The organism is Streptococcus sp. STC1396, assembly GCF_058933875.1.
In genome coordinates this window covers 94,292-119,380 of sequence record NZ_JBZYCU010000003.1, presented here as the reverse complement: position 1 = coordinate 119,380, position 25,089 = coordinate 94,292, and the positions used below count along the sequence as shown (strand labels likewise).

The following is a 25,089-nucleotide window of genomic DNA, read 5'->3' as shown; positions in this document are numbered from 1 at the left end:
ATTCAAGAAATTATCAACCACAAAGCCCTCACTTATATTATACTTCTAAATGAGGGCTGTTTTCTTTATTTTCGTATTTCTGTGGGTGACGGCTATGTCGTCATGGCTGTCTGTCCCACTCTCTTTTGAGTTAGAGGCTTATAGCTTGATTTCAGTGTTTTGGAGGATCTTGATAAAGCGTTTTCAAGAAAGCCGTAGACTGGCAAAAGGCAGGGGTTTGTGAAAATAATCTCAGGAATCCTTGATAGGACTAGCTTTTTCTTGTGAAACTCCGTTTATTAGTGTCCTTATAACAATAACTTATAGTTTATTAGAATTTGTTATATTCTCTAAGATCGAATTTGAGCAAGTGTGGGAAGGATTTTTATTGGACGCATCTTTTGTGATATAATAATAAAAAATACACGGAGGTAGGGAATATGGATAACGTGATTGATTTGTCTATCCCAGTGGCAGAAGTGATTGAAAAGCAGCCCGAGGTTTTGGATGTTTTGGTCGAGTTGGGCTTTAAGCCTCTGGCCAATCCTGTCATGCGCAATACAGTCGGGCGCGTGGTTTCTATCAAAAAAGGAGCTGCCATGAATGGCATTGACCTGAATAAAATCAAGCAAACTCTGGAATTAAACGGCTATGAAGTGGTGGGGATTTAGGCATGGCTACTGAACGCATTGAAGTCCTCAAGTCAATCTTGCTGGACCTACATAACGGAGCTTCGGCAGAATCTGTTCAGGAGCTTTTCAACGAGCATTTTGCTGGTGTGTCCGCTATCGAAATCAGCCTGATGGAGCATGAGCTGATGAACTCGGATACGGGAGTGACCTTCGAAGATGTCATGTCCCTCTGCAATGTCCATGCCAACCTCTTTAAAGGTGCCATTAAGGATGTGGAGGTGGCTGATACCGACCATCCAGGCCATCCGGTTCAGGTCTTCAAGCAGGAAAATCTAGCGCTGAGGGCTGCCCTTATGCGGGTTCGAAGGCTTCTATCCACCTATGAAAGCACAGAAGATGAGGAACTTCTACCTGAAATCCGCAAGGGACTCCAGCGCCAGCTGGGTTTGGTGGGGCAGTTTGATAACCACTATCAGCGTAAGGAAGAGCTCATGTTTCCTATCATGGAGAGCTATGGCCATGATTCTCCGCCCAAGGTCATGTGGGGGGTAGATGACCAGATTCGAGACCTTTTCCAAGAGGCTAAGACTGCTGCAGAGCAGCTGCCGGATACTTCGATTGAAGAAGTCAAGGACAAGTTTGAGACCTTTGCAGCTGAGTTTGAAGCTATGATTTTTAAGGAAGAATCCATCCTTCTCATGATTCTCCTCGAATCCTTTACTCAGGATGACTGGCTCAAGATTGCTGAGGAGAGCGATGCTTATGGCTATGCCATCATCAAGCCGACGGAGAAATGGATTCCTGCGCGACACTCATTCTCGGAGGAGGAAGCTGGGGCTGCTGCTGATGAAGGAAGCGAAGCGCCAGCCAGTAGAGAACAGACTAGTGATGGCAGATTTCAGCAGGTCATTGATACGCCGGATGGTCAGGTCACTATTTCCTTTAAGCCTAAGGAAAAGAAGGAGCAAGCCTTTAATCGGGACTCCCAGCAGCCTTTTGGCCATGGCTATCTGTCAGTGGCGGAGGCCAATCTGATTTTGGACCATCTGCCCATGGAGATTACCTTTGTCAATAAGGACGATATTTTCCAGTATTATAATGACAGTGTGCCGGCGGATGAGATGATTTTCAAGCGGACGCCTTCCCAGATAGGGCGCAATGTCGAGCTCTGCCACCCGCCCAAGTTTTTGGACAAGGTGCGGCGGATTTTCAAGGCTCTACGCGAGGGAGAGCGGGACAAGTTCGAGATGTGGTTCAAGTCGGAATCGCGAGGCAAGTTTGTCCATGTGACTTATGCAGCAGTGTGGGATGAGGCTGGTGAATTTCAGGGAGTGCTGGAGTATGTGCAGGACATTCAGCCCTTCCGTGATATTGACAGTGATTTTTACCGAGATTTGGACTAGCTATTTGCAGTTAGAAAGTGAGAAAAATGAGGTACGAACAGGAATTTTTACAGGAGTTTGAAGCTTGGGTCAAGACTCAGGTCATGATTAACGAGATGGCCCTCAAGGAGAGTCAGGCAGTCTACGAGTCGGACCGAGACGAGCGGGCAAAGGAAGCGGCTATTCGCTATGAAAGTCGTCTAGATGCCTACCAGTTCCTTTTAGGGAAATTTGCCAACTATCAGGCGGGCAAAGGATTTCACGATCTGCCAGATGGACTTTTGGGTGAGAGAAATTATTGATTTTTCGCTGGAAAGGTGATAGAATAAGTTCATCAGAGGTGTTTTGAGTCAAGCATTTTACAGAAAGTGGCGGCGCTGAGAAGTCCACAAATGTGTCAAAGCTGGTTGCTGATGAGATGAGAAATGAAATAATATTGTCTTTTTATTTTAAAGACGAAAGTTGCGGGCCTTGCCCGAAATTGGGTGGTACCGCGGATAAACACATTCGTCCCTGTCATAAATATGGCAAGGGCGATTTTTTATGGAAAGAGAGGTGGGAAGATGGAGCAAGCACGATTACCAAATCGATTAGAAACGGAACGTCTCGTCTTGCGAGTCCGTACAGTGGCTGATGCCGTGGATATCTTTGACTATGCCAGTCGGCCAGAAGTCTCCTACCCTGCAGGCTTTCCACCCGTCAAGACCTTGGAAGATGAGATTTATTATCTGGAGCATATCCTTCCCGAGCGCAATCAAAAGGAGAATCTCCCAGCAGGCTACGGGATTGTCGTCAAAGGAACGGATAAAATTGTTGGCTCTGTTGATTTTAACCATCGGCATGAAGATGATGTGTTAGAGATTGGCTATACCTTGCACCCAGACTATTGGGGGCGAGGTTATGTGCCAGAAGCAGCACGTGCTTTGATTGATCTAGGCTTTAAAGATTTAGGTCTTCACAAGATTGAGCTGACTTGTTTTGGCTACAATGTCCAAAGTCAACGAGTCGCTGAGAAACTTGGCTTTACCCTTGAAGCTTGCATCCGGGACCGCAAAGATGCCCAAAGCAACCGCTGTGACAGTCTAATATATGGCTTGCTGAGGAGTGAGTGGGAGGATAGAAAAGATGGCTAAAAAGAAAAATCGTAAAAAAGAATTAAGACGTCAGCAGAAATTGGCAATCAAAGTCATTTCTGAAGAAGAGGCTGCGTGGACAGAAGCAATGGCCCACAAACCAATCTTAGTTGAGCGGCGTAGAATCCAAAACTTTGATGAGCAACACACAGCAATTATGCAATATGCTGATGAGTATGGTGACTATCCGAATATTCAGGAAATTAATTACCAATTAAAAACAGGAACTTTTGATTGGCATCAGGATCATGCTTTATTTAGAGAAGCGATGTATACTAAAAATAAACAGAATAGAAATAAACTGCTGAAACAAGTGTTAAAGCTCAATCCAGATTATTTTGCAGCGGAGTTTCATCTATTTGTATCAGAGGTTGAAGACTTTGATTTGCCGTCCTTTGAAAAAGTCTTAGAATTTGAAACTCTGGTCTTAGAAAAATGGAAAATCAACGGCTATAACAATTGGAATTATTTTGAAGCACGGCCTATCCTAGCTGCACTGATGTTCCTGATTGAATATTATATGGCGGAAGGTTGTTATTATAAAGCCTTGGGAATAGTTGATCTGTACTTGAGTAAGCGACCAGAACGTTTTCCGCCCAACTTTGTTTTCTGCATGCTTTCCTTGTATCATATGACTGGTCAGGAGATAAAGGTCGAGCGCTTCTATCAAGACGGACGGAATAAAGGGAAATGCAATGATACTATATTGGTACATGCTATTATTGCTGCTTTCTTGCGAGGAAAACTAGAGGAAGCGAGAAAATTATTTGCAAAGTTAGCTGAGATTAACGCTGAAGCGATTGCCTTCTTTGCTGAAGAAGACTGGTATTTTCAAGTGTTTGATATAGGGGAGCAAGAATATTACTACCCAAACACAAATGAGTCATTGATGGCGAGTCTCTATCCACTTTTGGATTTTTTAGAAAGAAACATCATTGTGACACAGTTTTTGGCAAATGAAGCGAAAAAATTGGATGATGAGGAGCACTTTGCCTTTCCTTATGGACTAGAAGAAGGCTTTATTGAGCTAACTGGCTTGTTTTCTTTTGTGGCAGAACCAGAAATGAACGATATTCGAATGGATTATGCTCGAATTTTCGTAAATAATGGAATCTGTACATCAGCTGATTTCAAAGATTGGACAGAAAAAGAAGTCCTAGCTTTAAAAGGAATTGGGCCTGCTACGGTCAAAAAACTAAAAGAAAATGGCGTGAAGTTTAAAAAAGCGAATTAATCGCTTTTTGAATGAATGAGGGAATCTTGTTTTGATTGTAATTTTCAAATTCAACGAGTCGCTGAGAAACTTGGCTTTACCCTTGAAGTTCGCATCCGGGACCGCAAAGATGCCCAAGGCAATCGCTGTGATGATTTGAGGTATGGCTTGCTGAGGAGTGAGTGGGAGGGAATAAGATGAACGATGTAAAAGAGGAAGTAAGCTCTTTATCTGAGGAACAGTTACGTCAAATTGATGTGGAGTACGCTGAATTAAATGATAGTGATATTATCGAGCGATTAGCTTATTTAGAAATTAACAACAATGAAAAACGTATTGTCATCTCTGATATTGAACCAACCAAGGAAATAATGTCAGTCTCGAACCAAATTTTTGAGATTCAAAAGGATTTTCAAAAAATCAAGAATATGTTCGAATTGTTTATTTCAGATGTCTCGGATTTTTTAAGTATTAAGAATAAACTTGAGTCAAAGGAATTGAAAATTGAAGAGGCAGACGTGAATCGTTTCATGATTCATTTGTTATCCAGTGGAAAATTGTTTGTCGATTTTAATGAAAATCAAATCAAACAAAAATATTCCAAGGATAGTGAGGAATTTGATTGCATACATAGTTTTGCAAACCATCAGTATGATACGAACTTTGCTTATCGATTTTGTCATTCTTTGAGGAATTATTCACAACATATTGACTTACCAATAAATGAAGTAAAAGCTGTTAGCCCAGATGATGAAACTGTTATAATAGATTTCTATATTGATTTAGATTATCTTTTAAATTCCAACTTTAAATGGAAAAAATTGAAAGCGGAGTTGATAAAACTAAACCAAGAAACATCTAAGATTGATGCTATAGCTCTAGTGAAAGAATACTTTAATGCTCTCACAGAGCTCTATGGTAATTATAATAAGTTGTTTTTGAAGTTAAACCATAATACATTAGTAGATATTAAGTCAAAGTTGGAATCATTAAAATTGAAACACTCTAGGTATTATATTTCAAAGATAAGCAAGTACGATCTCAAATATAATCCTGGAAATTATACTATGTCACCACTTGCAGCATTTGCTGAAATTGAAGAGATTTATATTGAACTTTCAAAAATTGGTTTGGTTAAAATTGTCAATAAAAGTAATTAAAGGAGAACACACATGTCTAAAGAACTTTCACCTAAATACAATCCAGCCGAGGTTGAAGCTGGTCGTTATCAAAAATGGCTTGATGCGGATGTTTTCAAGCCTTCAGGCGATCAAAAGGCTAAGCCTTATTCGATTGTGATTCCACCACCAAACGTGACTGGGAAACTCCACCTTGGTCACGCTTGGGATACGACTCTTCAGGATATCATCATCCGTCAAAAACGGATGCAAGGTTTTGATACGCTTTGGTTGCCTGGGATGGACCACGCTGGAATTGCCACTCAGGCTAAGGTTGAGGAGCGCTTGCGGGAGCAAGGCGTTTCCCGTTATGACCTCGGTCGTGAGAAATTCCTTGACAAGGTCTGGGAATGGAAAGACGAATATGCGACGACCATCAAGGAGCAGTGGGGCAAGATGGGGCTCTCTGTCGACTACTCTCGTGAGCGTTTCACTCTTGACGAAGGTTTGTCAAAAGCTGTTCGCAAGGTCTTTGTGGACCTTTACAAGAAAGGCTGGATCTACCGCGGTGAGTTTATCATCAACTGGGATCCAGCTGCTCGCACAGCCCTGTCTGATATTGAGGTTATCCACAAGGATGTGGAAGGTGCCTTCTACCACATGAACTATATGCTGGAGGATGGTTCACGCGCCCTTGAAGTGGCGACAACTCGTCCTGAGACCATGTTTGGGGACGTTGCCGTTGCGGTTAATCCAGAAGACCCACGCTACAAGGACTTGATTGGCAAACATGTCATCCTTCCAATCGCTAATAAACTGATCCCAATCGTTGCCGACGAACACGCAGACCCTGAGTTTGGTACAGGTGTCGTGAAAATCACGCCTGCCCATGATCCAAACGACTTCTTGGTTGGTCAACGTCACAACTTGCTACAAGTTAACGTGATGAACGACGACGGAACTATGAACGAGCTTGCCTTCGAGTTTGCAGGTATGGACCGTTTTGAAGCTCGTAAGGCGGTCGTTGCCAAGTTGGAAGAAATCGGTGCCCTTGTTAAAATCGAAAAACGTGTCCACAGTGTTGGTCACTCTGAGCGTACAGGTGTTGTGGTTGAACCTCGCTTGTCTACGCAATGGTTCGTCAAGATGGACCAATTGGCGAAAAATGCGATTGCCAACCAAGATACAGAAGACAAAGTTGAATTCTACCCACCTCGTTTCAACGATACCTTCCTCCAATGGATGGAAAATGTTCACGACTGGGTTATCTCTCGTCAGCTCTGGTGGGGGCACCAAATCCCTGCTTGGTACAATGCTGAGGGTGAAATGTACATCGGTGAAGAAGCTCCAGAAGGTGACGGATGGACTCAGGACGAAGACGTCTTGGATACTTGGTTCAGTTCTGCCCTTTGGCCATTCTCAACCATGGGCTGGCCTGATGTGGACTCAGAAGACTTCAAACGCTACTTCCCAACTTCAACCTTGGTAACAGGTTACGACATCATCTTCTTCTGGGTGTCTCGCATGATCTTCCAATCTTTGGAATTCACGGGTCGTCAGCCATTCCAAAATGTTCTTATCCACGGTCTCATACGTGACGAGCAAGGACGTAAGATGTCCAAGTCTCTTGGAAACGGGATTGACCCAATGGATGTTATTGACAAATACGGTGCTGATGCTCTTCGTTGGTTCCTTTCAAACGGCTCTGCCCCTGGTCAAGATGTCCGCTTCAGCTATGAAAAGATGGATGCTTCTTGGAACTTCATCAACAAAATCTGGAATATTTCCCGCTATATCCTCATGAACAACGAAGGTTTGACGCTGGATGCTGCGCGTGAGAATGTCACTCAGGTGGCGGCTGGTCAAGCTGGTAATGTTACTGACCGCTGGATTCTCCACAACCTCAATGAAACCATTGGCAAGGTGACTGAGAACTTCGACAAGTTTGAGTTTGGTGTGGCTGGCCATATCCTCTACAACTTTATCTGGGATGAGTTTGCGGACTGGTACGTTGAGTTGACCAAGGAAGTCCTTTATAGCGATAACGAAGAAGAGAAAGTCATCACACGTTCTGTTCTCCTCTACACGCTAGACCAAATCCTGCGCCTGCTTCACCCAATCATGCCTTTCGTGACCGAGGAAATCTTTGGTCAAATCTCAGAAGGCACCATTGTGACAGCGGATTATCCAGTAGTTCGTCCAGAGTTTGAAAATGCCGAGGCAGCAGCTGGCGTGGAAGCCCTCAAGGATCTGATCCGTTCGGTGCGCAATAGCAGAGCTGAGGTCAATGTGGCACCAAGCAAGCCGATTACCATCTTGATTAAGACGACAGACAGCGCGCTGGAAACTTTCTTCAAGGATAATGTCAACTACATCAAGCGCTTCACCAATCCAGAGCATCTGGAAATCGCAGCAGACCTTGCTGTGCCAGAGTTGGTTATGTCTAGCATTATCACAGGAGCAGAAATCTATCTGCCGCTGGCAGACCTCCTCAATATCGAGGAAGAACTGGCTCGCCTCGACAAGGAACTAGCTAAATGGCAGAAAGAACTGGATATGGTCGGCAAGAAACTCTCTAACGAGCGCTTCGTGGCTAACGCCAAACCAGAAGTCGTCCAAAAAGAACGCGACAAACAAGCCGACTACCAAGCCAAGTACGATGCGACTGTGGCACGGATTGATGAGATGAAGAAGTTGGTTAAATAAACATAGAAACACGGCTGAATGCCGTGTTTTTTGGTATAATAGTCTTACTAGAGTTTAAAAAGGATAAATTATGATTAATGTAATTGATTTATTTTCTGGTGCTGGAGGTTTAACCTTTGGTTTTCAGAAAAAAATTGAAAATAATGTTTTTGTTTCTAGAGAAGATTTTAATATTCGATTTGCCAATGAGTTTAATTCTGATGCTGCTGAAGCATTTAGACAAAATTATCCAAAGATTACCATGATAGAAGATGATATTGCGAATATTGATAAATTATTTTTAAAGAAAAATGGAATTAATTTTAAAGGAGTTGATTTAGTTATAGGTGGTCCACCATGTCAATCATTTAGCACGGTTGGCAAGAGACAGTATGATAAGAGAGCAAAAATGTATCGTGAATATAGAAGGATACTTTCGTTTATCCAACCTAAAATGTTTGTTTTTGAAAATGTTTATGGTTTGTTAACCATGAAAAATGAGCAAAACGGACCAATTATTCGAAATGTAAAAGAAAGTTTTAAAGATTTATCTAGCTTTGGAGATGTTCATGGATATAACGTTTATACAAAATTACTTAATGCTAAGGATTACGGTGTTCCACAAAATAGAGAACGCGTCTTTTTGATTGGTGTAAGAAATGATTTAAATATTGAGTTTGAATGGAGTTTTCCAGAAAAGTGTACTTCTGAAAATCCCTTCAATTTAAGAGATGCTATTGGAGATTTACCTAGTTTAGGAAATAATGACAGAGCGGATCAATATGTGGAAGATCCACAAACAGATTATCAAATTTTAATGAGAGGTAATCAAGATCAATTATTTAATCATGTAAGTCGTAATCATGGACAAAGATTGCAGAAAATTATGGCTGCACTTAAGGAAGGACAAGGTAAGAATGATATAAATAGAATGGTAGAAGATGGATTGCTAGATAGAGAACTTTATTTAACATCAGGATATCGTAATACTTATGGTCGATTGTGGTGGGATAGACCTTCAACGACCATAACAAATAATTTATCAACTCCATCTTCCTTACGGTGCATTCATCCTAGTCAAAATAGAGCTTTGACTGCAAGGGAAGGTGCAAGAATACAGTCTTTTCCAGATAATTATAAGTTTGTCGGAGGTCTACAAGCAATTAATACCCAGATTGGTAATGCTGTTCCTCCAATTTTAAGCATTCATTTAGCTAATAGAATAAAAGATTTCTTTGAAGAAAATAATTTGTAAAAAGGAATTAATATGTCAGAAAAAAATACAATACAATTCAATTTTTCATACTATGCTTTGAATTTACTTGGTAAACAAATGTATACTAATAGATGGAGTGCTATTTCTGAACTTGTAGCAAATGGATTAGATGCTGGTGCAACAAATGTAAAATTATATATTAATTCTATTAATAAGAAAAAATCTATTTTGGAGATAATAGATAATGGAAGTGGCATGTCTTATAATGACTTGGCTACAAAATATGCATTAATAGGTAGGAATAAGCGTTTGTCTGAAAATGAATTGTCAGATAAAATTAAAGGACGCAAGGGGATAGGTAAACTAGCTACGTTATTTCTATCTAAAAAGTACTATATTGTTTCAAAAAAAGCTGGTATCACTACTGCATGGATGTTAGATTCAACTGATAAAAATGATAATGATGTCCCAGAACTAATAAGAGTAGATGCTTCAGAAGTTGGAATTGAAAATAGAGAATTATGGGAACAATATGATACAGGAACTCTTGTTAAATTAGTGGATGTAAATATGTCAGGATTTGCTGAGACAAAATTCGAATCTTTAAAACTTCGCTTGGCTGATTACTATCTTTTAGATAATATTAATGCAGGGATAGAAGTGGCCTATATTACAGATTCTCGGCAAAGAGCAACATTTGAAAAAGTAGAGAAAAAAATAGCGTTCAAAAACTTTTTTGCCTTTTTTGAAAATGATTTAGAAAATAATTTATCCAATAGGTTATCGAAAAGTGTATTAATTCCAAATAGCAAATATCAAGAGTTTAGGAGCAAACGAAGGGATGTTGTCAAATTTTCAAAAGAAGATTTTAAAAATATAGAAGGTAGAGAAAGGTTCATAACTACTTCTGGAGAATCTAAGGTTTTTTCTTATGAACTAAAAGGATGGATTGGTATTCATTCAACAATAAATACAAATGAAGCTAGACAAAATGATCCAAATTTTGTTAAAAATGATGTTCATAGACCTAATAGGTTGAAATTATATGTTCGTGATAAGTTAGCGGTGGAAAACTTTCTTGAGTATTTAGATAATACTCAAGCAATGAGAGTTTATTTAGAAGGAGAAATATCCTTCGATATCCTGGATAATGATGAACTTGAAGATATTTCAACATCCTCTCGTGAAGGATTTTCCAGAGAAGACGAACGAGTTAAGCTACTAATCAATATTTTGAAACCAATTATTAGTAAATTGATTAGTGAAAGAAATAAAATTGCTACGCAAATTAGTGCTGAAGATCGCATGGAAGATGACAGAAGGCTTGAAATAGAGAGGGAAGAAAGAAGAAAAGAAAGAGACGCTCGACGACAGGAAGAAAGAGAAAAAAGAATAGCTGAACAAAAGGCTGAGATACTGGAACAAAAAAATGAACACTTGATAGAAACAAATGCTCAATTAGAAACACAAAATACCCTTCAAAAAGTAATGCTACAAGAAAAAGATCCGGAGAAACAGGAATTATTTGTTCATGAATTAAATACAATTAGCGATAACTTAGTTTATACCATTAGTGATCTAGCTGAAGATTTTCGAAAAACTAATGAATATGATAGAGTCAGTGAATATATTATTGATTTTAGAAGAAGTGCGGATCGTCTTAGTACTATAAAAAGACAGTTTTTGAGATTAGGTACATATGATTTAATAGGTAAGCAACTAATTGATATTAAGTCATATTTAAAGGGCTATCTTAAGGTTAGTCCGCATAGAAAAAGGATTATTGATGATATAGGTGTTGGAGAATTTGGAAAAGAAATAGATGTTTTTGAGTTTGCAATTTTAGTAGACAATGTAATTTCAAATGCTATTGATAACGGTGCAACTTTTATAAAGTGTTCTTTTTTAGATAATGAAAATAAATTAGTTATTAGCTCAGACACAGCACCAATAAAGATAGAACCTATTGAAAAAATATTTGACCTAGGAGTCAGTTCAAAAAATTTTGGGACAGGTGTCGGATTATACTTGGTTAAAGAAATTTGTGACGAGTATAATTGGAAAATAGATGTATCTCAAGACGCATCAAATGTAAATTTTGAAATAAAAATGGAGTAACCGAAATTGAGAAATGAAGTGAGAGTGATTTGGTTAGAAGATTCTATAAGAGGTACAAATAAGAGGCCTCATGAGAGAAGAGTTGAAGCAGTAAAAGAACATATAGAATCTAAGGGATATCAACCTAATATCACAGTTGTTACTGATATTAAAGAAGCAAAACGCTTATTGATGATAAGAGGTGGAGAAGAACGATATGACTTCTTTATTTCTGACTTTGATTTAGGGGGAGGAACAGATGCTGAAAAGGGATTAGACTATTTAGTTGAAGTGAGAAAATCAAAAAATTATAAGCGTTTTTTTGTATTATATTCTCGAAATGAGTATTCTACAATCTCTCAAAAAGTTGTTGAAAAATTACAAGATGAGAAGAATATTAATCTATTTACTAATTTTTCATTTATATCTGTTGCGACAGATGATAAGTACACAATTGAACATGTTAAGCAGAAATTTAAAGATTCTATAGATATTGGATTAGCAAGATGGGACGAATTAAACGCTATTCGAGGAATGTATATGTGTGAACATGCTGAGATCGAATATCATTTAAGGGAAAAAGGGATATCCGGCAGTTATGAAGAACAGATAGGTTATTTTTGTACAAAAGAGAATATTCCTAAAGATATTCAAACATTGTGGAATGAACAAAGAAAGATTCGAAACGCTTTAGCACATGTTAGGGAAGCATTTGATCATATAAAAAAATGCTTCTATATTGAATCTAATGAAGATTCTAGGATAAAAATATTTGAAAATGATTTAGATACACACAGAAGTAAGTTAAGAGATTTGAGAGAGAAATTGAATTTATAGAAACCAGGTAAGACATGACAATTGTGCAAGTTCGAACCGCTCTGAGAAGTACAACATTGCAGCCTTCTTCTCAGGTGTTGGGGGAATTGAATTGGGATTTGAATAGACGTAGCTGTGACAAAATTATAACTGTAAGAAAAAGTCCATTTTCAAAAATAATAATTTCACAGCGATCTCAACTTCAATTCATTATCGGACGAACATTTTGTAATTATGAATATCCATACCGCAAATCCCTCATAGATTCAGAAATTTAAAGAAGATTGAAAAGAACTTTTTTAAAAAATCCCCCTTACTTTAGCAAGCCCAGTTGTTTAGCTGGGCTTCATTTTTGTTTGGCTAGAGCTTTATATTGAAATTCAATCTTCATTTGTTTTAGTTCTTTATTTGTGTTAGAATAATAGGAAATAAATGTGGAGGTATGCTATGGAACTGCGGACCAATGCAGGAAGTTTACAAGGTTCTCTTCGGGTGCCGGGAGATAAATCTATCAGCCACCGCTCCATTATTTTTGGGAGTATAGCGGAAGGCATCACGACTGTTCGTGATATTCTGCGGGGAGAGGATGTTCTCTCTACGATGCAGGTTTTTCGTGATTTAGGCGTTGAAATTGAAGATGATGGTTCGATTGTCAAGATTCATGGTGTTGGTTTTGATGGCCTGAAAGCCCCGAAAAATAAATTGGATATGGGGAACTCTGGGACTTCCATTCGCCTGATTTCAGGAGTTTTAGCTGGTCAGGATTTTCAAGCTGAGATGTTTGGGGACGACAGTTTGTCTAAACGTCCTATGGATCGGGTAACGATTCCGCTTCGTCAGATGGGCGTAGAAATTTCTGGCCAATCTGAACGTGATTTGCCACCTCTCATTATTCATGGCACCAAGGATTTGAAACCAATTGCTTATCAGTTGCCGGTAGCCTCTGCCCAAGTAAAGTCTGCCCTGATTTTTGCTGCTTTACAGGCGCAGGGCGAGTCAGTCATCATCGAAAAGGAAATCACGCGCAACCACACTGAGGACATGATTGCCCAGTTTGGCGGTCAAATTTCTGTAGACGGTAAGGAAATCCGTGTTCATGGCGGTCAAGTTTTGAAAGGCCAACAGGTGACAGTGCCGGGAGATATTTCCAGTGCAGCTTTCTGGCTGGTTGCTGGCCTGATTGTTCCGCAGTCGAAAGTGACTCTTGAGAATGTGGGAATCAATGAAACCCGAACAGGAATTTTGGATGTCATCAAGGCCATGGGCGGCAAGATTCAGCTATCCCAGATTGATGATAGGGTGAAGTCCGCGACGATTACTGTCGAAACTTCTGATTTGACTGCTACTGAAATCGGAGGAGAACTGATTCCGCGTTTGATTGATGAGCTGCCGATCATTGCCTTGCTAGCAACGCAGGCTAAGGGCCGCACCATTATCCGAGATGCAGAGGAGCTGAAGGTGAAAGAAACCGACCGCATCCAAGTCGTCGCAGACGCTTTGAATAGCATGGGAGCAAGCATTCAACCGACAGCGGATGGAATGATTATTGAAGGGAAGACGCCGCTTCACGGTGCTTCTGTCAATACTTTCGGAGATCATCGAATTGGAATGATGGCAGCCATTGCTGCCCTTCTCGTGAAGGAAGGACAAGTGAAACTGGAGCGAGCCGAGGCAATCAACACAAGTTACCCAAGCTTTTTCACTGATTTGGAGAAATTAATACATGGCTAAAATATTACTAGGTTTTATGGGGGCAGGCAAGACAACGATTGGTCGTCTTTTGGATCCGAATTTTCATGACCTGGACGAATTGATTGTAGAAGAAATCGGTATGCCTATTGCCGACTTCTTTGCCTGCGAGGGAGAGGCTGCCTTTCGTCAGATTGAAACAAGCATGCTAGAGCGTTTGCTGGGTGATGAGGTAGATGTGATATCGACCGGGGGAGGGATTGTTGTCAATCCCCGCAATCGGGAATTGCTGAAGAAGAATCCTTATAATATCTACCTGCGAGTCGATTTTGATACTCTGTATGAGCGGATTAAAAACGATGGGGGCATGCAAAGACCTTTGTTCTTGAATAATAGCCGCGAGCAATTCAAGGAAATTTTTGAAGGACGTTTACCTCTGTATGAAAGCATTGCCACCCATATCATTGATGTGGCGGGCAAGACACCAGAAGAAATAGCGGAGCAGATTCGATGTTTATAGGATATTTAGGACCCAAGGGTTCTTTTTCTCACCATGTGGCTCAAAAAGCCTTTCCCAAGGGAAAACTAGTCCCTTTGAAAAATATCACTGAAGTGATGAAGGCTTACGAAAGTGGGCAAGTTGATTATTCGATAGTACCAGTTGAAAATTCTATCGAAGGAAGTGTTCATGAGACGCTGGATTATCTTTTTCACCAAGCAGCTATTCAAGCTGTTGCAGAAATTGTCCAGCCGATTAAGCAGCAGTTGCTTGCAACTAGCCTGGACAAGCCGATTGAAAAAGTTTTTTCCCACCCGCAGGCCATCGCCCAGGGACAAAAATATATTTCTCAGCACTATCCGAATGCGCAATTTGAGATTACTGCCAGTACGGCCAATGCAGCACGTTTTGTAGCGGAGCATCCGGATATGAATTATGCTGCTATTGCGCCTCAGGCGTCTGCAAGTGAATACCATTTGAAAGTAGTTGCGCGTGATATTCAGGAAATGGAAGAAAACTACACTCGTTTCTGGATTTTGGGACATAGAGTGCCTGAGCTTGATTTGCCCAAACAAGGTGACAAGCAAACGCTGGCCTTAACCCTGCCAGATAATCTGCCGGGTGCTTTGTACAAGGCGCTTTCTACCTTTGCTTGGCGCGGAATTGACTTGACTAAGATTGAAAGTCGTCCTCTTAAAACGGCTTTGGGGGAATATTTTTTCATTATTGACATCAATAACGAAAAGAAAAAATTGGTTGAATTTGCCTACCAAGAACTTGCAAATTTAGGGATTACTTTTAAAGTTTTTGGCAGTTACACCGTTTTTCTGATTCATGATAAATAGATTGGAGAAAAGATGAGGAGAGCAGAAAATCTTAGCCATCATGAGCAGCTCCGTTTAGACTATCTTTATAAAAACTATTATTATTTAAACGACAAAGAAAAAAGAGAACTTGCTTACCTTCGACAGAAAGCGAAAGGAAATGTTCACGAGAGTAATAGCCGGCCTGTGGCCGACTATGCGGATTCGGAAGAGGATATTTCTTCGTCTGACCCAATAGACAATGTGCAGACAGATTCGTCTGGGCTTTTGCCAAAATATCCTGAGCGCCCTTCGCGTAGCAGGAGACAGAAAAAAAACAGACAGATCAGTTCAGCGGCAGTAGTTGATCAGCCTCAGCCAGCACCAAAGAAACGTAGAAAGATTAGAATCAAACGTATTCTTCTTTGGCTCGGAATTTTCTTGTTGCTGGTCTTAGGCGGGATGATTGCTATGTTTATCAAGGGCTATACGACGGCTAATGCTGGAAACTCGAACGTGACAGATGTGGAATATTTCGAGGGGCAAGATAGTTCAGATGGGGTGAATATTCTCATTCTCGGAACGGACGGCAGAGTGGGGGAGCAGTCAACGGAGACGCGAACTGACTCGATCATGGTTCTGAATGTGGGCAACAAAGACCACAAGATTAAACTAGTCAGCTTTATGCGTGATACCTTGATTCATGTTGATGGTGCCAGCAACATTTATGCGGATCCTTCCCAAGAAGATTATTATGATCAAAAATTAAATGTGGCCTATACATTTGGGGAGCAAGGAAATCATCAGGGAGCTGATCTTGTCCGTCAGGTTTTGAAAGATCACTTTGATATTGATATTAAGTATTATGCCTTAGTTGACTTTCAAACCTTTGCCACAGCAATCGACACTCTTTTTCCAAACGGTGTCAGCATGGATGCAAAATTTTCGACAATCAATGGTGAGCCAGTGACGGAGGTTGAGGTTCCGGATGATCTCAACATGAAGGACGGAGTTGTGCCAAACCAGATTATTAAAGTCGGCAAGCAGCAGATGGATGGTCGGACCCTACTCAATTATGCTCGTTTCCGCAAGGATGATGAGGGAGACTTCGGTCGGACCCGTCGCCAGCAGGAGGTCCTAACAGCTATTTTCCAACAGGTTAAAGATCCAACCAAACTCTTTACTGGGGCAGAAGCTTTAGGTAAGGTTTTTGCCTTGACTTCCACTAATGTTCCTAGCAGCTTTCTTTTGTTCAACAGTTTTTCTCTTTTACTTAGCTCTCGCAATGGAGTTGAGCGCTTGACCATTCCAGAAAATGGAGACTGGGTCGATACCTATGACATGTATGGCGGTCAAGGGCTCTTGATTGACTTTGAAGCTTACAAAGAAAGGCTGCACCAAATGGGCTTAAGATAGGGCTCTTATGATATAATGGGAAGTGGCAGATTTTGTCTCTTCCCTTTCTTTTTGGGAAAATAGCAGAGCAGAAATGTGAACATATTTTCCAATAGGAGGAAAGAAATAAACAGTAGAAAATCCTGTGATTCCCTACTTTAGTATAATTGCAGTTGAGCGCAAGATTGATTAGAAAGTAAAGAAATGTTAAAAAAGAACGATATTATTGAAGTAGAAATTGTAGATCTGAGTCATGAGGGAGCGGGTATAGCCAAGGTAGACGGCCGCGTCTTTTTCATTGAAAATGCCCTGCCGGGTGAGGTGATTCGCATGCGTATCCTCAAGGTCAATAAAAAAATCGGCTTTGGCCGAGTTGAGGAATTTTTGAAAAAGTCTGACCAGCGCAATGAGCATGTCGATTTGGCCTATTTGCGGACTGGAATTGCTGATTTAGGACACTTGGCATACCCAGCCCAGCTGGCTTTTAAAGCCAAGCAGGTGCAGGACTGCCTTTATAAAATCGCGGGTATTTCGGAAGTGGAAGTACTGGAAACACTGGGCATGGATCAGCCACTGGCCTACCGCAATAAGGCTCAGGTACCAGTTCGCCGTGTCAATGGACAGCTGGAAACTGGCTTTTTCCGAAAAAATTCCCATGACCTCCTGCCGATTGAGGACTTTTATATTCAGGATCCAGTTATCGACCAAGTGATCGTTTTTGTACGTGACTTGCTGCGTCGTTTCGACCTCAAGCCTTACGATGAGAAGGAAGGCACTGGCCTGATTCGCAATTTGGTTGTTCGCCGTGGCCATTATTCGGGTGAAATCATGGTGATTTTGGTGACCAGTCGGCCAAAGATTTTCCGAGTGGAGCAGCTAATTGAGCGTTTGACAGAAGCTTTCCCAGCTATCAAGTCCATCATGCAGAATATCAACGACCAGCCGGGCAATGCCATTTTCGGTCGGGAGTTTCGGACGCTCTACGGCCAAGAGTTTATCACTGACAGCATGCTGGGCAAGCAGTTCCAGATTGCTGCGCCAGCCTTTTACCAAGTCAATACCGAGATGGCAGAGAAGCTGTATCAGACAGCCTTTGACTTTGCGGATTTTAAAAAAGAGGATATTGTGCTGGATGCTTACTCTGGTATCGGCACCATTGGTCTGTCGCTGGCTGACCGAGTCCAGCAGGTCTATGGAGTGGAGGTCATTCCTGAGGCTGTGGAAAATAGTCAGCGAAACGCAGAGCTCAACGGTATCACCAATGCCAGCTATGTGTGCGCTCCTGCAGAAAAAGCGATTCAAACTTGGCTGGATCAGGGTATCAAGGCAGATGTTATCTTAGTGGATCCACCACGCAAGGGCTTGACAGAAAGCTTTATCACTTCTAGTGTCAGCATGGAGCCCCAGCGGATTGTCTATATCTCCTGCAATCCTGCCACCATGGCGCGTGATATCAAACTCTATCAAGGACTGGGCTATGAACTGAAAAAAGTCCAGCCAGTGGATCTATTTCCGCAGACGCATCATGTTGAGGCAGTATCACTGCTTGTACGAGCTGATTCATCAGCGAAGTAGAAGCAGATGTTCCGCCCATGGGATAGGACTCGTAGAATGAGGAGGGAAACCGACGAAATGATACGGTAACAGCAAACTGCTGAGTGTGTAAGTTTGCTCGTGAAAACCTAGAGACCTTTTGGCGAAAGTTTTTTAAGTCTTGAATTGTGTACTTAATTTGACAATTCAAGACAAAAGAATAACCATGTCGCCCTACTAACGTTAAGGAGAAATATTTATGCCTAATTTTGCTAAAATAGATAAAAAGTCTGTATATACTATAATCATTGGTTTGTTTTTAATGGCAGTGTTGTCTTTGACAAAGATAATACCTAAACTTTCTGTATCAGGTCTCACCGTACTGATTGGGACTCTCTTTTTCTTTGTTCTTGAATATTTGGAGAAAAAATCACATATAGAATCAGGCTTGCGCTTTAAATCATTTTTCGATGATCTGAAAAAACAAGGGGTAATTATTTTGGTTTTACTCCCGATAGGAACCGCTGTAGCAACGTTAATTATTGGTGATTTGGTATTTAAGGGTGCGTTCACCAGTCATATTGTTGGAAGAACAGATTCTATGTTATCTTTTGATAAAATACCACTGCTCATGGTTCAAGTAATAATTGCAGCCTTAGGAGAAGAAATTGCATGGCGAGGTTTCTTTCTTGGTAAGTCAATGACAATGTTTCCATTTTGGCTTTGTGCTATTGTGTCGTCTATATTGTTTGCGATAGCTCATATTGCTAGTGGAAGTTTTGAACTTGTTAGCTATGATGTTTTGATGATTTTTATTGATAGCATCCTCTATTCCGTTATTTATAAAAAGACTAAAAATTGTTTGATTACAACCTTATCGCATATTCTAGCCAATACAACAGGTATTGTTTTTCTAATGTTTCATATGTAAAATATCTACTTAACTATGGACTTCACTCTAGGATAGAGACGATAACTGTCGCATACATTTCTTGCGTAATATGGTTCATGTAAGTATAGAGTAAGCTTCTTAAAAAATCTAATTAGTAAAAGCCTTGTTCTCAAGGCTTTTTACTATGTGCCCAAACAACACCTTGCAATCGTTTTTTTAAAGTGATATACTAGTACTAGGTTATGAAATCGTTTGCATAAAATTGCAATGAGTTTATAAAGAGAAATGTAGGAGAGAAAATATGGAATTGTCAGCTATATACCACAGACCAGAGTCGGAGTATGCTTATCTTTATAAAGACAAGACAATGCACATTCATATTCGGACGAAAAGGGGAGATATCAAAAGTATCACCTTGCACTACGGGGATCCTTTTATCTTTATGGAGGATCATTATGAGGATAGCAAGGAAATGGTCAAAGTTACCTCCGATGCTTTGTTTGATTATTGGCAAGTGGAGGTCTCAGTTGGCTTTGCTCGAATCCAATATCTCTTCGAACTCAAGGATAAAGATGGACAAAGTATCTTGTATGGGGATCGGGGTTGTGCGGACAATACTCCAGAAAATCTTTCTTCCGAGAGGAATGGCTTTAAGCTCCCTTATATTCACGAAATTGATGGTTGCAAAGTTCCTTACTGGGTGGCAGAGACGGTTTGGTATCAGATTTTCCCAGAACGCTTTGCCTGTTCGTTTTCATACCAAGATTTACCGTTAGTATTGTATTTTTTCTTATAGCTTTCGTAAAACTCGTCAATGACGGATAGGTTGTTTTCTTTGCATAGCTTATCGCTGTGATACCTGATTTTATGATAGCTTTTTTATTAGACTGGTAGCACCTACCCGTTACCATATTTACATTATTAAAGATGATGTAATTGTGAGTATGCCCCTTATCTATGTGAGTAGATAAGACAAATTCGTACTCGTCTTTGAGTATCTTTTTACAAAGCTCCATACCGATCTGGTGTGCTATTTCAGGCGTAGTTTCTCCCGGTAAAAAGGATTGAATAAGATGCCTTGCAAGAACATTTCCCTTTGTTCCTGCATCATTTCGTGTCCTTAAAAATTGTGTGTGAGCAGTTTCTTGATGGCATTTATGAGTGCTTACTAAGATTTGTTCATCTGTTTTTTCTCCATTAACAATATATGAAATGGCAAAATTAAGGGTTGATTTTATAGGGTGTATTTTTGTAATTGCCATAAAAACTAATCATCTCCTGATGTTCTATTAAGAAGTATTGAATGAATTTGCCATAACTCTTTTGAGAAATGTTCAATCTGCTTTTTCATATCGTTTATATCGTCTTTATAGATTATGCCTGTCGAATTTACTCGCTTTGCAATCTGATTGATGTTGTTTGTAGCGTTGGAAAGTAATCCTTGTAAATCTCGAAAAGGCTCTAAATCTACTTGATATATTTCCTTTTCTAAAATGCATTTGCGGATAAAATGGCTCATGTTTCTGCACTTTGCAAGTTTCCTTTTCTCTTCAAAAAGAGCTTTTTCTTCTTCGGTTAATTTAATTTCAAGTCGTTCATTTCGTATCCTATTTGCCATAGGTAATTCCTCCTTTATATGTATTTCGGGGTCTTAGGGTTCTCCCTAACAAGCTAAAAATTGATAAAAAAAGAAGCAGATCCCAAAGGGCTGCTTCGTCAATTTTTTCGTAAGTGTCCGTACACTTACTGTGCTTGCTACAAAAGTCAAGCAAGCATTAAGCATTTTTCTAAAATTGTAAATATATTATACCATAAAATTCAAGAGAAATGAGAAAACACAATTGACAAATTGTCAGTTTCGTGATATCCTTTAAATAGGAGGGATAAAATGCGAGATGTGAAAGAACCGGAAATACGACGTGCTGAAATTATGGATGCTGCAATGCTACTCTTTATAGAGCAAGGGTATACTAATACAACAACTCAGGATATTGTTGACAAAGTAAATATATCAAGAGGCTTGCTGTACTATCACTTTAAAAATAAAGAAGATATCTTATATTGTCTTGTGGAACAATATTCAGATAAATTATTGAAAGATATTCATGTTATTGTCTATGATGAAGATAAAACCGCCATTGAAAAAATTAGAGCTTTTATAGATGCCACAATTATATCTTCGGAAAATATTTCAGCAGAGGGAACAGAGTTACAAAAAACAGTTGATCTTGAAGAAAATCGATATATGATAGATAAGTTATCTCATAAGATTATTGAAAAACTGACAATATATTTTGAAAGGATAATAAACCAAGGAATATCAGAAAAAACACTTTTTGTAAAATATCCGTCTGAAACAGCGGAATTTCTTATGACAGCTTATGTTTTTGTTTCAAATAACATAAGTATAAGATATTCAAAAAAAGAGTCTGTCAATGAGTATTTAAACGCATTTAAGATAATGCTTGAACAAAGCTTAAATGCAAAAAAACTCTTTAGCAATTGAAAAAGAATAGAATGTTTGTAAAAATAATAATGTTCCGATAGCTAATGCTAAAAAAGCTATCGGTATTATTTCAAAGAATAACTGACAAATTGTCAATGGAGGTAAAAGCATGTTAGAGATAAATAATTTTAGTAAATTTTATGGAGACAAAAAAGTTGTTGATAACCTATCCATTTCAGTACAGTCTGGAGATATTTATGGATTCATTGGTGCAAATGGAGCCGGAAAAACTACAACAATAAAAGCAGTAGTTGGGATTCATGATTTTGAGAATGGAAGTATAACGATTAATGGGTATTCCATTAAAGAGGAGCCTGTTATTTGTAAAAAAATGATGGCATACATTCCGGATAATCCAGACTTATATGAACATATGACGGGATTTCAGTACATCAATTTTATTGCAGATTTATTTGAAATTTCTACTGAAATACGCAGAGAAAGAATTCAAAAATATAGTGATTTATTTGAAATGACTAAGCATCTTTCGGGGATGATATCTTCGTATTCACATGGTATGAAGCAACGAACAGCGATTATTTCTGCACTGGTGCATTCTCCAAAGTTACTAATTTTAGATGAACCTTTTGTAGGACTTGATCCAAAAGCAGCTTTTCTACTAAAGAAAGTAATGCACGAATGCGTGTCAGATGGAGGAGCTATTTTCTTTTCAACACATGTTTTGGATGTTGCAGAAAAATTATGTAATAAAATTGCAATTATAAAAAATGGAAAGTTAATCGCAAGCGGAAATACAGAAGAAGTCAAAGGTGATAAAACTTTGGAAACTTTTTTCATGGAGGTACAAGATAATGAGCAAAATTTGGATACTAATTAGAGCCCAATTGATAAATTTTTTTCCAATCAACGAAATTAGAGAGCCAAAAAATAAAAAGCAAAGTTCTGTTGTTATTGCAAGTTTTGGAATAATAACTCTTGCTATATTTTTCTGTGTCTATAATATTATGACAGCCAAAACACTTGTACAAGTTGGACAGCAGGAATTGATACCGGCTTATATGGTTGCGGTATCAAGTTTTTCAATATTATTTTTGACAATATTTTATTCTAATGGAATTTTATTTGGTAGTCGTGATATAGAAACGCTTTTATCGCTACCTTTAAAAAGCTCAGACATTATAAGTAGCAAGTTTATGTTTATGTATTTATTGAACTTTTTAATAGGATTCATATTTATGCTTCCGGGGGGCATTGTTTGGGCGTTAAACGGAAGCTTAAATGTATTACAGATTATATTGTATTTTACCTCCATGATTTTTGTTCCATTGATACCTATGTGCATAGCAGCATGTATGGGAATGATTGTTGTGGCTGTTTCATCTTATTTTAAGAGGAAAAATGTTATTGCTCTAATCTTTTCATTTGCAATGATAGGCATAATTGGATATATTGCAGTGTCAGCTATGAAATCAGGTAATGAAGACAGCATTGAGATCATGCTTTCTAAGCAAATTACAGAACTGTACCCAATATCCGGGTTATTCGTGCAACACACAAATTTTCCAATGTATATTGGAATGGGATTATTTATTGCTTTTTCAACAGCAGTTTTTTATATATTTGTAAAAATTGTTGCGATGAAGTATGGATTGCTTAATACTCTTGCTAAAACAACATCAAGATATTCTGATAACAAAAAATCTTATAATAGAAAATCGATATTTCTTGCCTTGTATAAAAAAGAAATGGGACGCTTTTTAAGCTCGTACATGGCGGTCTTGAATGCAGGCCTTGGTGTAATACTTTTATGTGTTTTTAGTATATTTTTGCTTTTTAATTCTGTAGAACAAATAGGAGAGTCTTCAGGGATAGAAAATATAAATGAATATCTCTCAAATTTTGCTCCATTATTTATTGCATCTATGCTCTCGCTCAGTTGCCCGGCAGCTTCAGCGATATCTTTAGAAGGAAAAAACATTTGGATTTTGCAAAGCTCTCCTGTTAAGGTAAAAATGATCTTAAATTCCAAGATAGCTGTAAACCTTACACTTCATTTGATTGGGTATATGATTTCCATATTTGCATTTATGCTAAAACTTGATATGAACTTTATTCAAGTTATTAACCTAATAATTGTTCCTATATGCTATTCGATCTTTATAACAGTGATAGGAATTTCCCTAAATAAAAAGTATCCAAATTATGAATGGGAAAGCGAGATGATGGTAGTAAAGCAGAGCATGCCTGTTATTGTGTCTGGACTTGTCGGGATAATTGCACTCATTACACCAATTCTTCTTAATTGGTTTTTAAATCTTCCGATAACACCGGTTTTGCAGATAATATCAGTTACTTTACTTGTTATTTCAAGCGAAGTTTATATAAAAGTTAGCAAGTCAAATTTTATTTAGTTTAAGGAGGGAAAATTGTATGAAAGTTGGACTGTTAAAAGATGTCTTGGTCTTGATGTTAATGATTGTTGTAATATTTATTATTTGCATATTTCTCCCGGAGGAAATTCCTGTTCATTTCAATGCAAAAGGAGTCCCTGATATGTTTGCTAATAAATATTATCTTCTGTTTGCTACGGTTATTCCGTATTCTGCTTATTGGAAATTTATACGAGGAAGGAAAAATAAAAAGGTTAAGTGAATATGTATCCATATTTACAAATAACATCTGTGATAAGAGCAACTATTTTAAGAGGTAAGTATGTACTGGGGCAACAGATGTCCTCCCATAAGGACTTTAGCAGAGATGGAAGAATGTAATCCTGTAACCGTCCAAAAAGCATTAAAAGTTCTTGAGAAACAGGGGTTGATTGTTAGTCGTGGAAGTAAAGGATTTTTTGTTATTGAAAGTGAGAAGAAAATAATTGAGTTAAGAAATCAGCATTTGAACAGGCTAACAAAAATATTGTTTGAAAAACTATATGCCTTAGGATTTTCGGATTCTGAGATTATCAAACTATTTGATAGAATAGAAACTTAAAAAATGAATAAAAATCAATTATGTGTGAAGAAGATAAAGATACTGATTATTTAGATTATTGATAAAATGGAGGAAACGAATATGGAAGAATCTAAACATCTAATGTTAGAAATACCAAAGAAACAAAATGGGATTACAGCCAAAGTTTAGCGATAATGACTTTGATAGATTTCTTTCTTGGAAAGGTAGAAAATCAGATGAAACGCTGTGTAATGATTTTAAGCCATTAATTATTTCGCTTTCAAATCTTCTTTATAAAATTGATTTGGATGATAAAGATAAGAAACTTTTATATAAAACTTTTAGAAAAAACAAAGAAATGCTTAGTGCTTTAGAAATTAAAAAGAAAGATTTTACTTTGGATATTATTAATGCAGTGGAAGAAGCACTTTCATATAGTTATAAATGATATGTATTTAAAGAAGAAAATAAGGATGAACTTATACTGTTAATTGTTTTATTTATCATATTTTATTGGTTAATATTTATTGCTAGTAAAAGAGTCTGGGACAAAAGTCCGACCTCAAATATAAAAAGCGAACAAAACTA

23 protein-coding genes and 3 pseudogenes are annotated in these 25,089 nt (G+C 38.6%); 24 read left to right on the top strand and 2 right to left on the bottom strand.

What is annotated here, in order from left to right:
• Positions 1-419: 419 nt before the first annotated feature.
• From AC5FEC_RS02150 to AC5FEC_RS02065, 18 genes and pseudogenes are all read left to right on the top strand, one after another.
• A complete protein-coding gene (locus AC5FEC_RS02150) occupies positions 420-650 on the top strand; it encodes a DUF1858 domain-containing protein (protein ID WP_015605542.1) in 231 nt (76 codons plus the stop codon).
• Between the two features lie 2 nt (positions 651-652).
• A complete protein-coding gene (locus AC5FEC_RS02145) occupies positions 653-2,014 on the top strand; it encodes a DUF438 domain-containing protein (protein WP_493661157.1) in 1,362 nt (453 codons plus the stop codon).
• A gap of 26 nt (positions 2,015-2,040) precedes the next feature.
• The gene (locus tag AC5FEC_RS02140; RefSeq protein WP_304948223.1) at positions 2,041-2,295 is read left to right on the top strand and encodes a DUF1912 family protein; all 255 of its coding nucleotides are present in this window, start codon (positions 2,041-2,043) and stop codon (positions 2,293-2,295) included.
• Positions 2,296-2,556: 261 nt separating this feature from the next.
• A complete protein-coding gene (locus AC5FEC_RS02135) occupies positions 2,557-3,126 on the top strand; it encodes a GNAT family N-acetyltransferase (protein ID WP_493661156.1) in 570 nt (189 codons plus the stop codon).
• Entirely contained in the window at positions 3,119-4,360 is a 1,242-nt protein-coding gene (locus AC5FEC_RS02130) for a helix-hairpin-helix domain-containing protein (RefSeq protein ID WP_493661155.1), read from the top strand. Before AC5FEC_RS02135 ends, AC5FEC_RS02130 begins: the two co-directional genes overlap by 8 nt.
• A 24-nt stretch (positions 4,361-4,384) precedes the next feature.
• Positions 4,385-4,540 (top strand): annotated as a pseudogene (locus AC5FEC_RS02125) (GNAT family N-acetyltransferase); the annotation flags it as partial.
• Positions 4,537-5,499, top strand: a complete 963-nt coding sequence (locus AC5FEC_RS02120; RefSeq protein WP_493661154.1) for a ribosome-binding factor A — start codon at positions 4,537-4,539, stop codon at positions 5,497-5,499. The pseudogene AC5FEC_RS02125 and the gene AC5FEC_RS02120, both read left to right, overlap by 4 nt.
• Positions 5,500-5,511: 12 nt before the next feature.
• Positions 5,512-8,163: a valine--tRNA ligase gene (locus AC5FEC_RS02115; protein ID WP_493661153.1), complete on the top strand. Its 2,652-nt coding sequence runs from the start codon at positions 5,512-5,514 to the stop codon at positions 8,161-8,163.
• Positions 8,164-8,233: 70 nt separating this feature from the next.
• Positions 8,234-9,397: a DNA cytosine methyltransferase gene (locus AC5FEC_RS02110; protein WP_217473091.1), complete on the top strand. Its 1,164-nt coding sequence runs from the start codon at positions 8,234-8,236 to the stop codon at positions 9,395-9,397.
• Positions 9,398-9,409: 12 nt separating this feature from the next.
• Positions 9,410-11,476 carry an ATP-binding protein gene (locus tag AC5FEC_RS02105; RefSeq protein WP_493661152.1) on the top strand — a complete coding sequence of 689 codons (2,067 nt, stop codon included), beginning with the start codon at positions 9,410-9,412 and terminating at the stop codon, positions 11,474-11,476.
• A gap of 6 nt (positions 11,477-11,482) precedes the next feature.
• Positions 11,483-12,292: a hypothetical protein gene (locus AC5FEC_RS02100; protein ID WP_493661151.1), complete on the top strand. Its 810-nt coding sequence runs from the start codon at positions 11,483-11,485 to the stop codon at positions 12,290-12,292.
• Between the two features lie 426 nt (positions 12,293-12,718).
• Positions 12,719-14,002 carry a 3-phosphoshikimate 1-carboxyvinyltransferase gene (gene aroA, locus AC5FEC_RS02095; RefSeq protein WP_493661150.1) on the top strand — a complete coding sequence of 428 codons (1,284 nt, stop codon included), beginning with the start codon at positions 12,719-12,721 and terminating at the stop codon, positions 14,000-14,002.
• Positions 13,995-14,480 (top strand): shikimate kinase, encoded by a 486-nt coding sequence (locus AC5FEC_RS02090; RefSeq protein ID WP_304948231.1) that lies wholly within the window; start codon positions 13,995-13,997, stop codon positions 14,478-14,480. The genes aroA and AC5FEC_RS02090 overlap by 8 nt, the downstream gene beginning before the upstream one ends.
• Positions 14,471-15,304 (top strand): prephenate dehydratase, encoded by an 834-nt coding sequence (gene pheA, locus AC5FEC_RS02085; protein ID WP_493661149.1) that lies wholly within the window; start codon positions 14,471-14,473, stop codon positions 15,302-15,304. Before AC5FEC_RS02090 ends, pheA begins: the two co-directional genes overlap by 10 nt.
• Before the next feature lie 12 nt (positions 15,305-15,316).
• Positions 15,317-16,678: an LCP family protein gene (locus AC5FEC_RS02080; RefSeq protein ID WP_493661148.1), complete on the top strand. Its 1,362-nt coding sequence runs from the start codon at positions 15,317-15,319 to the stop codon at positions 16,676-16,678.
• A gap of 183 nt (positions 16,679-16,861) precedes the next feature.
• Positions 16,862-18,232: a 23S rRNA (uracil(1939)-C(5))-methyltransferase RlmD gene (rlmD, locus tag AC5FEC_RS02075; protein ID WP_493661147.1), complete on the top strand. Its 1,371-nt coding sequence runs from the start codon at positions 16,862-16,864 to the stop codon at positions 18,230-18,232.
• Positions 18,233-18,449: 217 nt separating this feature from the next.
• The gene (locus tag AC5FEC_RS02070; RefSeq protein WP_493661146.1) at positions 18,450-19,121 is read left to right on the top strand and encodes a CPBP family intramembrane glutamic endopeptidase; all 672 of its coding nucleotides are present in this window, start codon (positions 18,450-18,452) and stop codon (positions 19,119-19,121) included.
• 262 nt (positions 19,122-19,383) lie between these two features.
• Positions 19,384-19,827 (top strand): annotated as a pseudogene (locus AC5FEC_RS02065) (alpha amylase N-terminal ig-like domain-containing protein); the annotation flags it as partial.
• On the opposite strand, the pseudogene AC5FEC_RS02060 reads toward AC5FEC_RS02065, so the two are convergent.
• Together AC5FEC_RS02060 and AC5FEC_RS02055 are read right to left on the bottom strand one after the other, a co-directional pair.
• Positions 19,821-20,344, bottom strand: a pseudogene (locus AC5FEC_RS02060) (relaxase/mobilization nuclease domain-containing protein); the annotation flags it as partial. The pseudogenes AC5FEC_RS02065 and AC5FEC_RS02060 overlap by 7 nt on opposite strands.
• 5 nt (positions 20,345-20,349) lie before the next feature.
• Positions 20,350-20,700 carry a plasmid mobilization protein gene (locus AC5FEC_RS02055; RefSeq protein WP_493661145.1) on the bottom strand — a complete coding sequence of 117 codons (351 nt, stop codon included), beginning with the start codon at positions 20,698-20,700 and terminating at the stop codon, positions 20,350-20,352.
• A 270-nt stretch (positions 20,701-20,970) separates the two neighbouring features.
• Between AC5FEC_RS02055 and AC5FEC_RS02050 the strand changes: the two genes are divergently transcribed.
• The 6 genes from AC5FEC_RS02050 to AC5FEC_RS02025 all read left to right on the top strand — a co-directional run bounded on the left by AC5FEC_RS02050 (position 20,971) and on the right by AC5FEC_RS02025 (position 24,949).
• The gene (locus AC5FEC_RS02050) at positions 20,971-21,588 is read left to right on the top strand and encodes a TetR/AcrR family transcriptional regulator (protein WP_007790256.1); all 618 of its coding nucleotides are present in this window, start codon (positions 20,971-20,973) and stop codon (positions 21,586-21,588) included.
• A gap of 109 nt (positions 21,589-21,697) precedes the next feature.
• A complete protein-coding gene (locus tag AC5FEC_RS02045) occupies positions 21,698-22,426 on the top strand; it encodes an ABC transporter ATP-binding protein (RefSeq protein ID WP_493661144.1) in 729 nt (242 codons plus the stop codon).
• On the top strand, positions 22,401-23,960 hold the full coding sequence (locus tag AC5FEC_RS02040; RefSeq protein WP_493661143.1) for a putative ABC transporter permease subunit: 1,560 nt from the start codon (positions 22,401-22,403) through the stop codon (positions 23,958-23,960). Before AC5FEC_RS02045 ends, AC5FEC_RS02040 begins: the two co-directional genes overlap by 26 nt.
• A 19-nt stretch (positions 23,961-23,979) precedes the next feature.
• Positions 23,980-24,201 carry a DUF1648 domain-containing protein gene (locus tag AC5FEC_RS02035; protein WP_493661142.1) on the top strand — a complete coding sequence of 74 codons (222 nt, stop codon included), beginning with the start codon at positions 23,980-23,982 and terminating at the stop codon, positions 24,199-24,201.
• Between the two features lie 60 nt (positions 24,202-24,261).
• Positions 24,262-24,540 carry a GntR family transcriptional regulator gene (locus tag AC5FEC_RS02030; RefSeq protein WP_493661141.1) on the top strand — a complete coding sequence of 93 codons (279 nt, stop codon included), beginning with the start codon at positions 24,262-24,264 and terminating at the stop codon, positions 24,538-24,540.
• A 127-nt stretch (positions 24,541-24,667) separates the two neighbouring features.
• On the top strand, positions 24,668-24,949 hold the full coding sequence (locus tag AC5FEC_RS02025) for a hypothetical protein (RefSeq protein ID WP_493661140.1): 282 nt from the start codon (positions 24,668-24,670) through the stop codon (positions 24,947-24,949).
• The last annotated feature ends 140 nt before the right edge of the window (positions 24,950-25,089 follow it).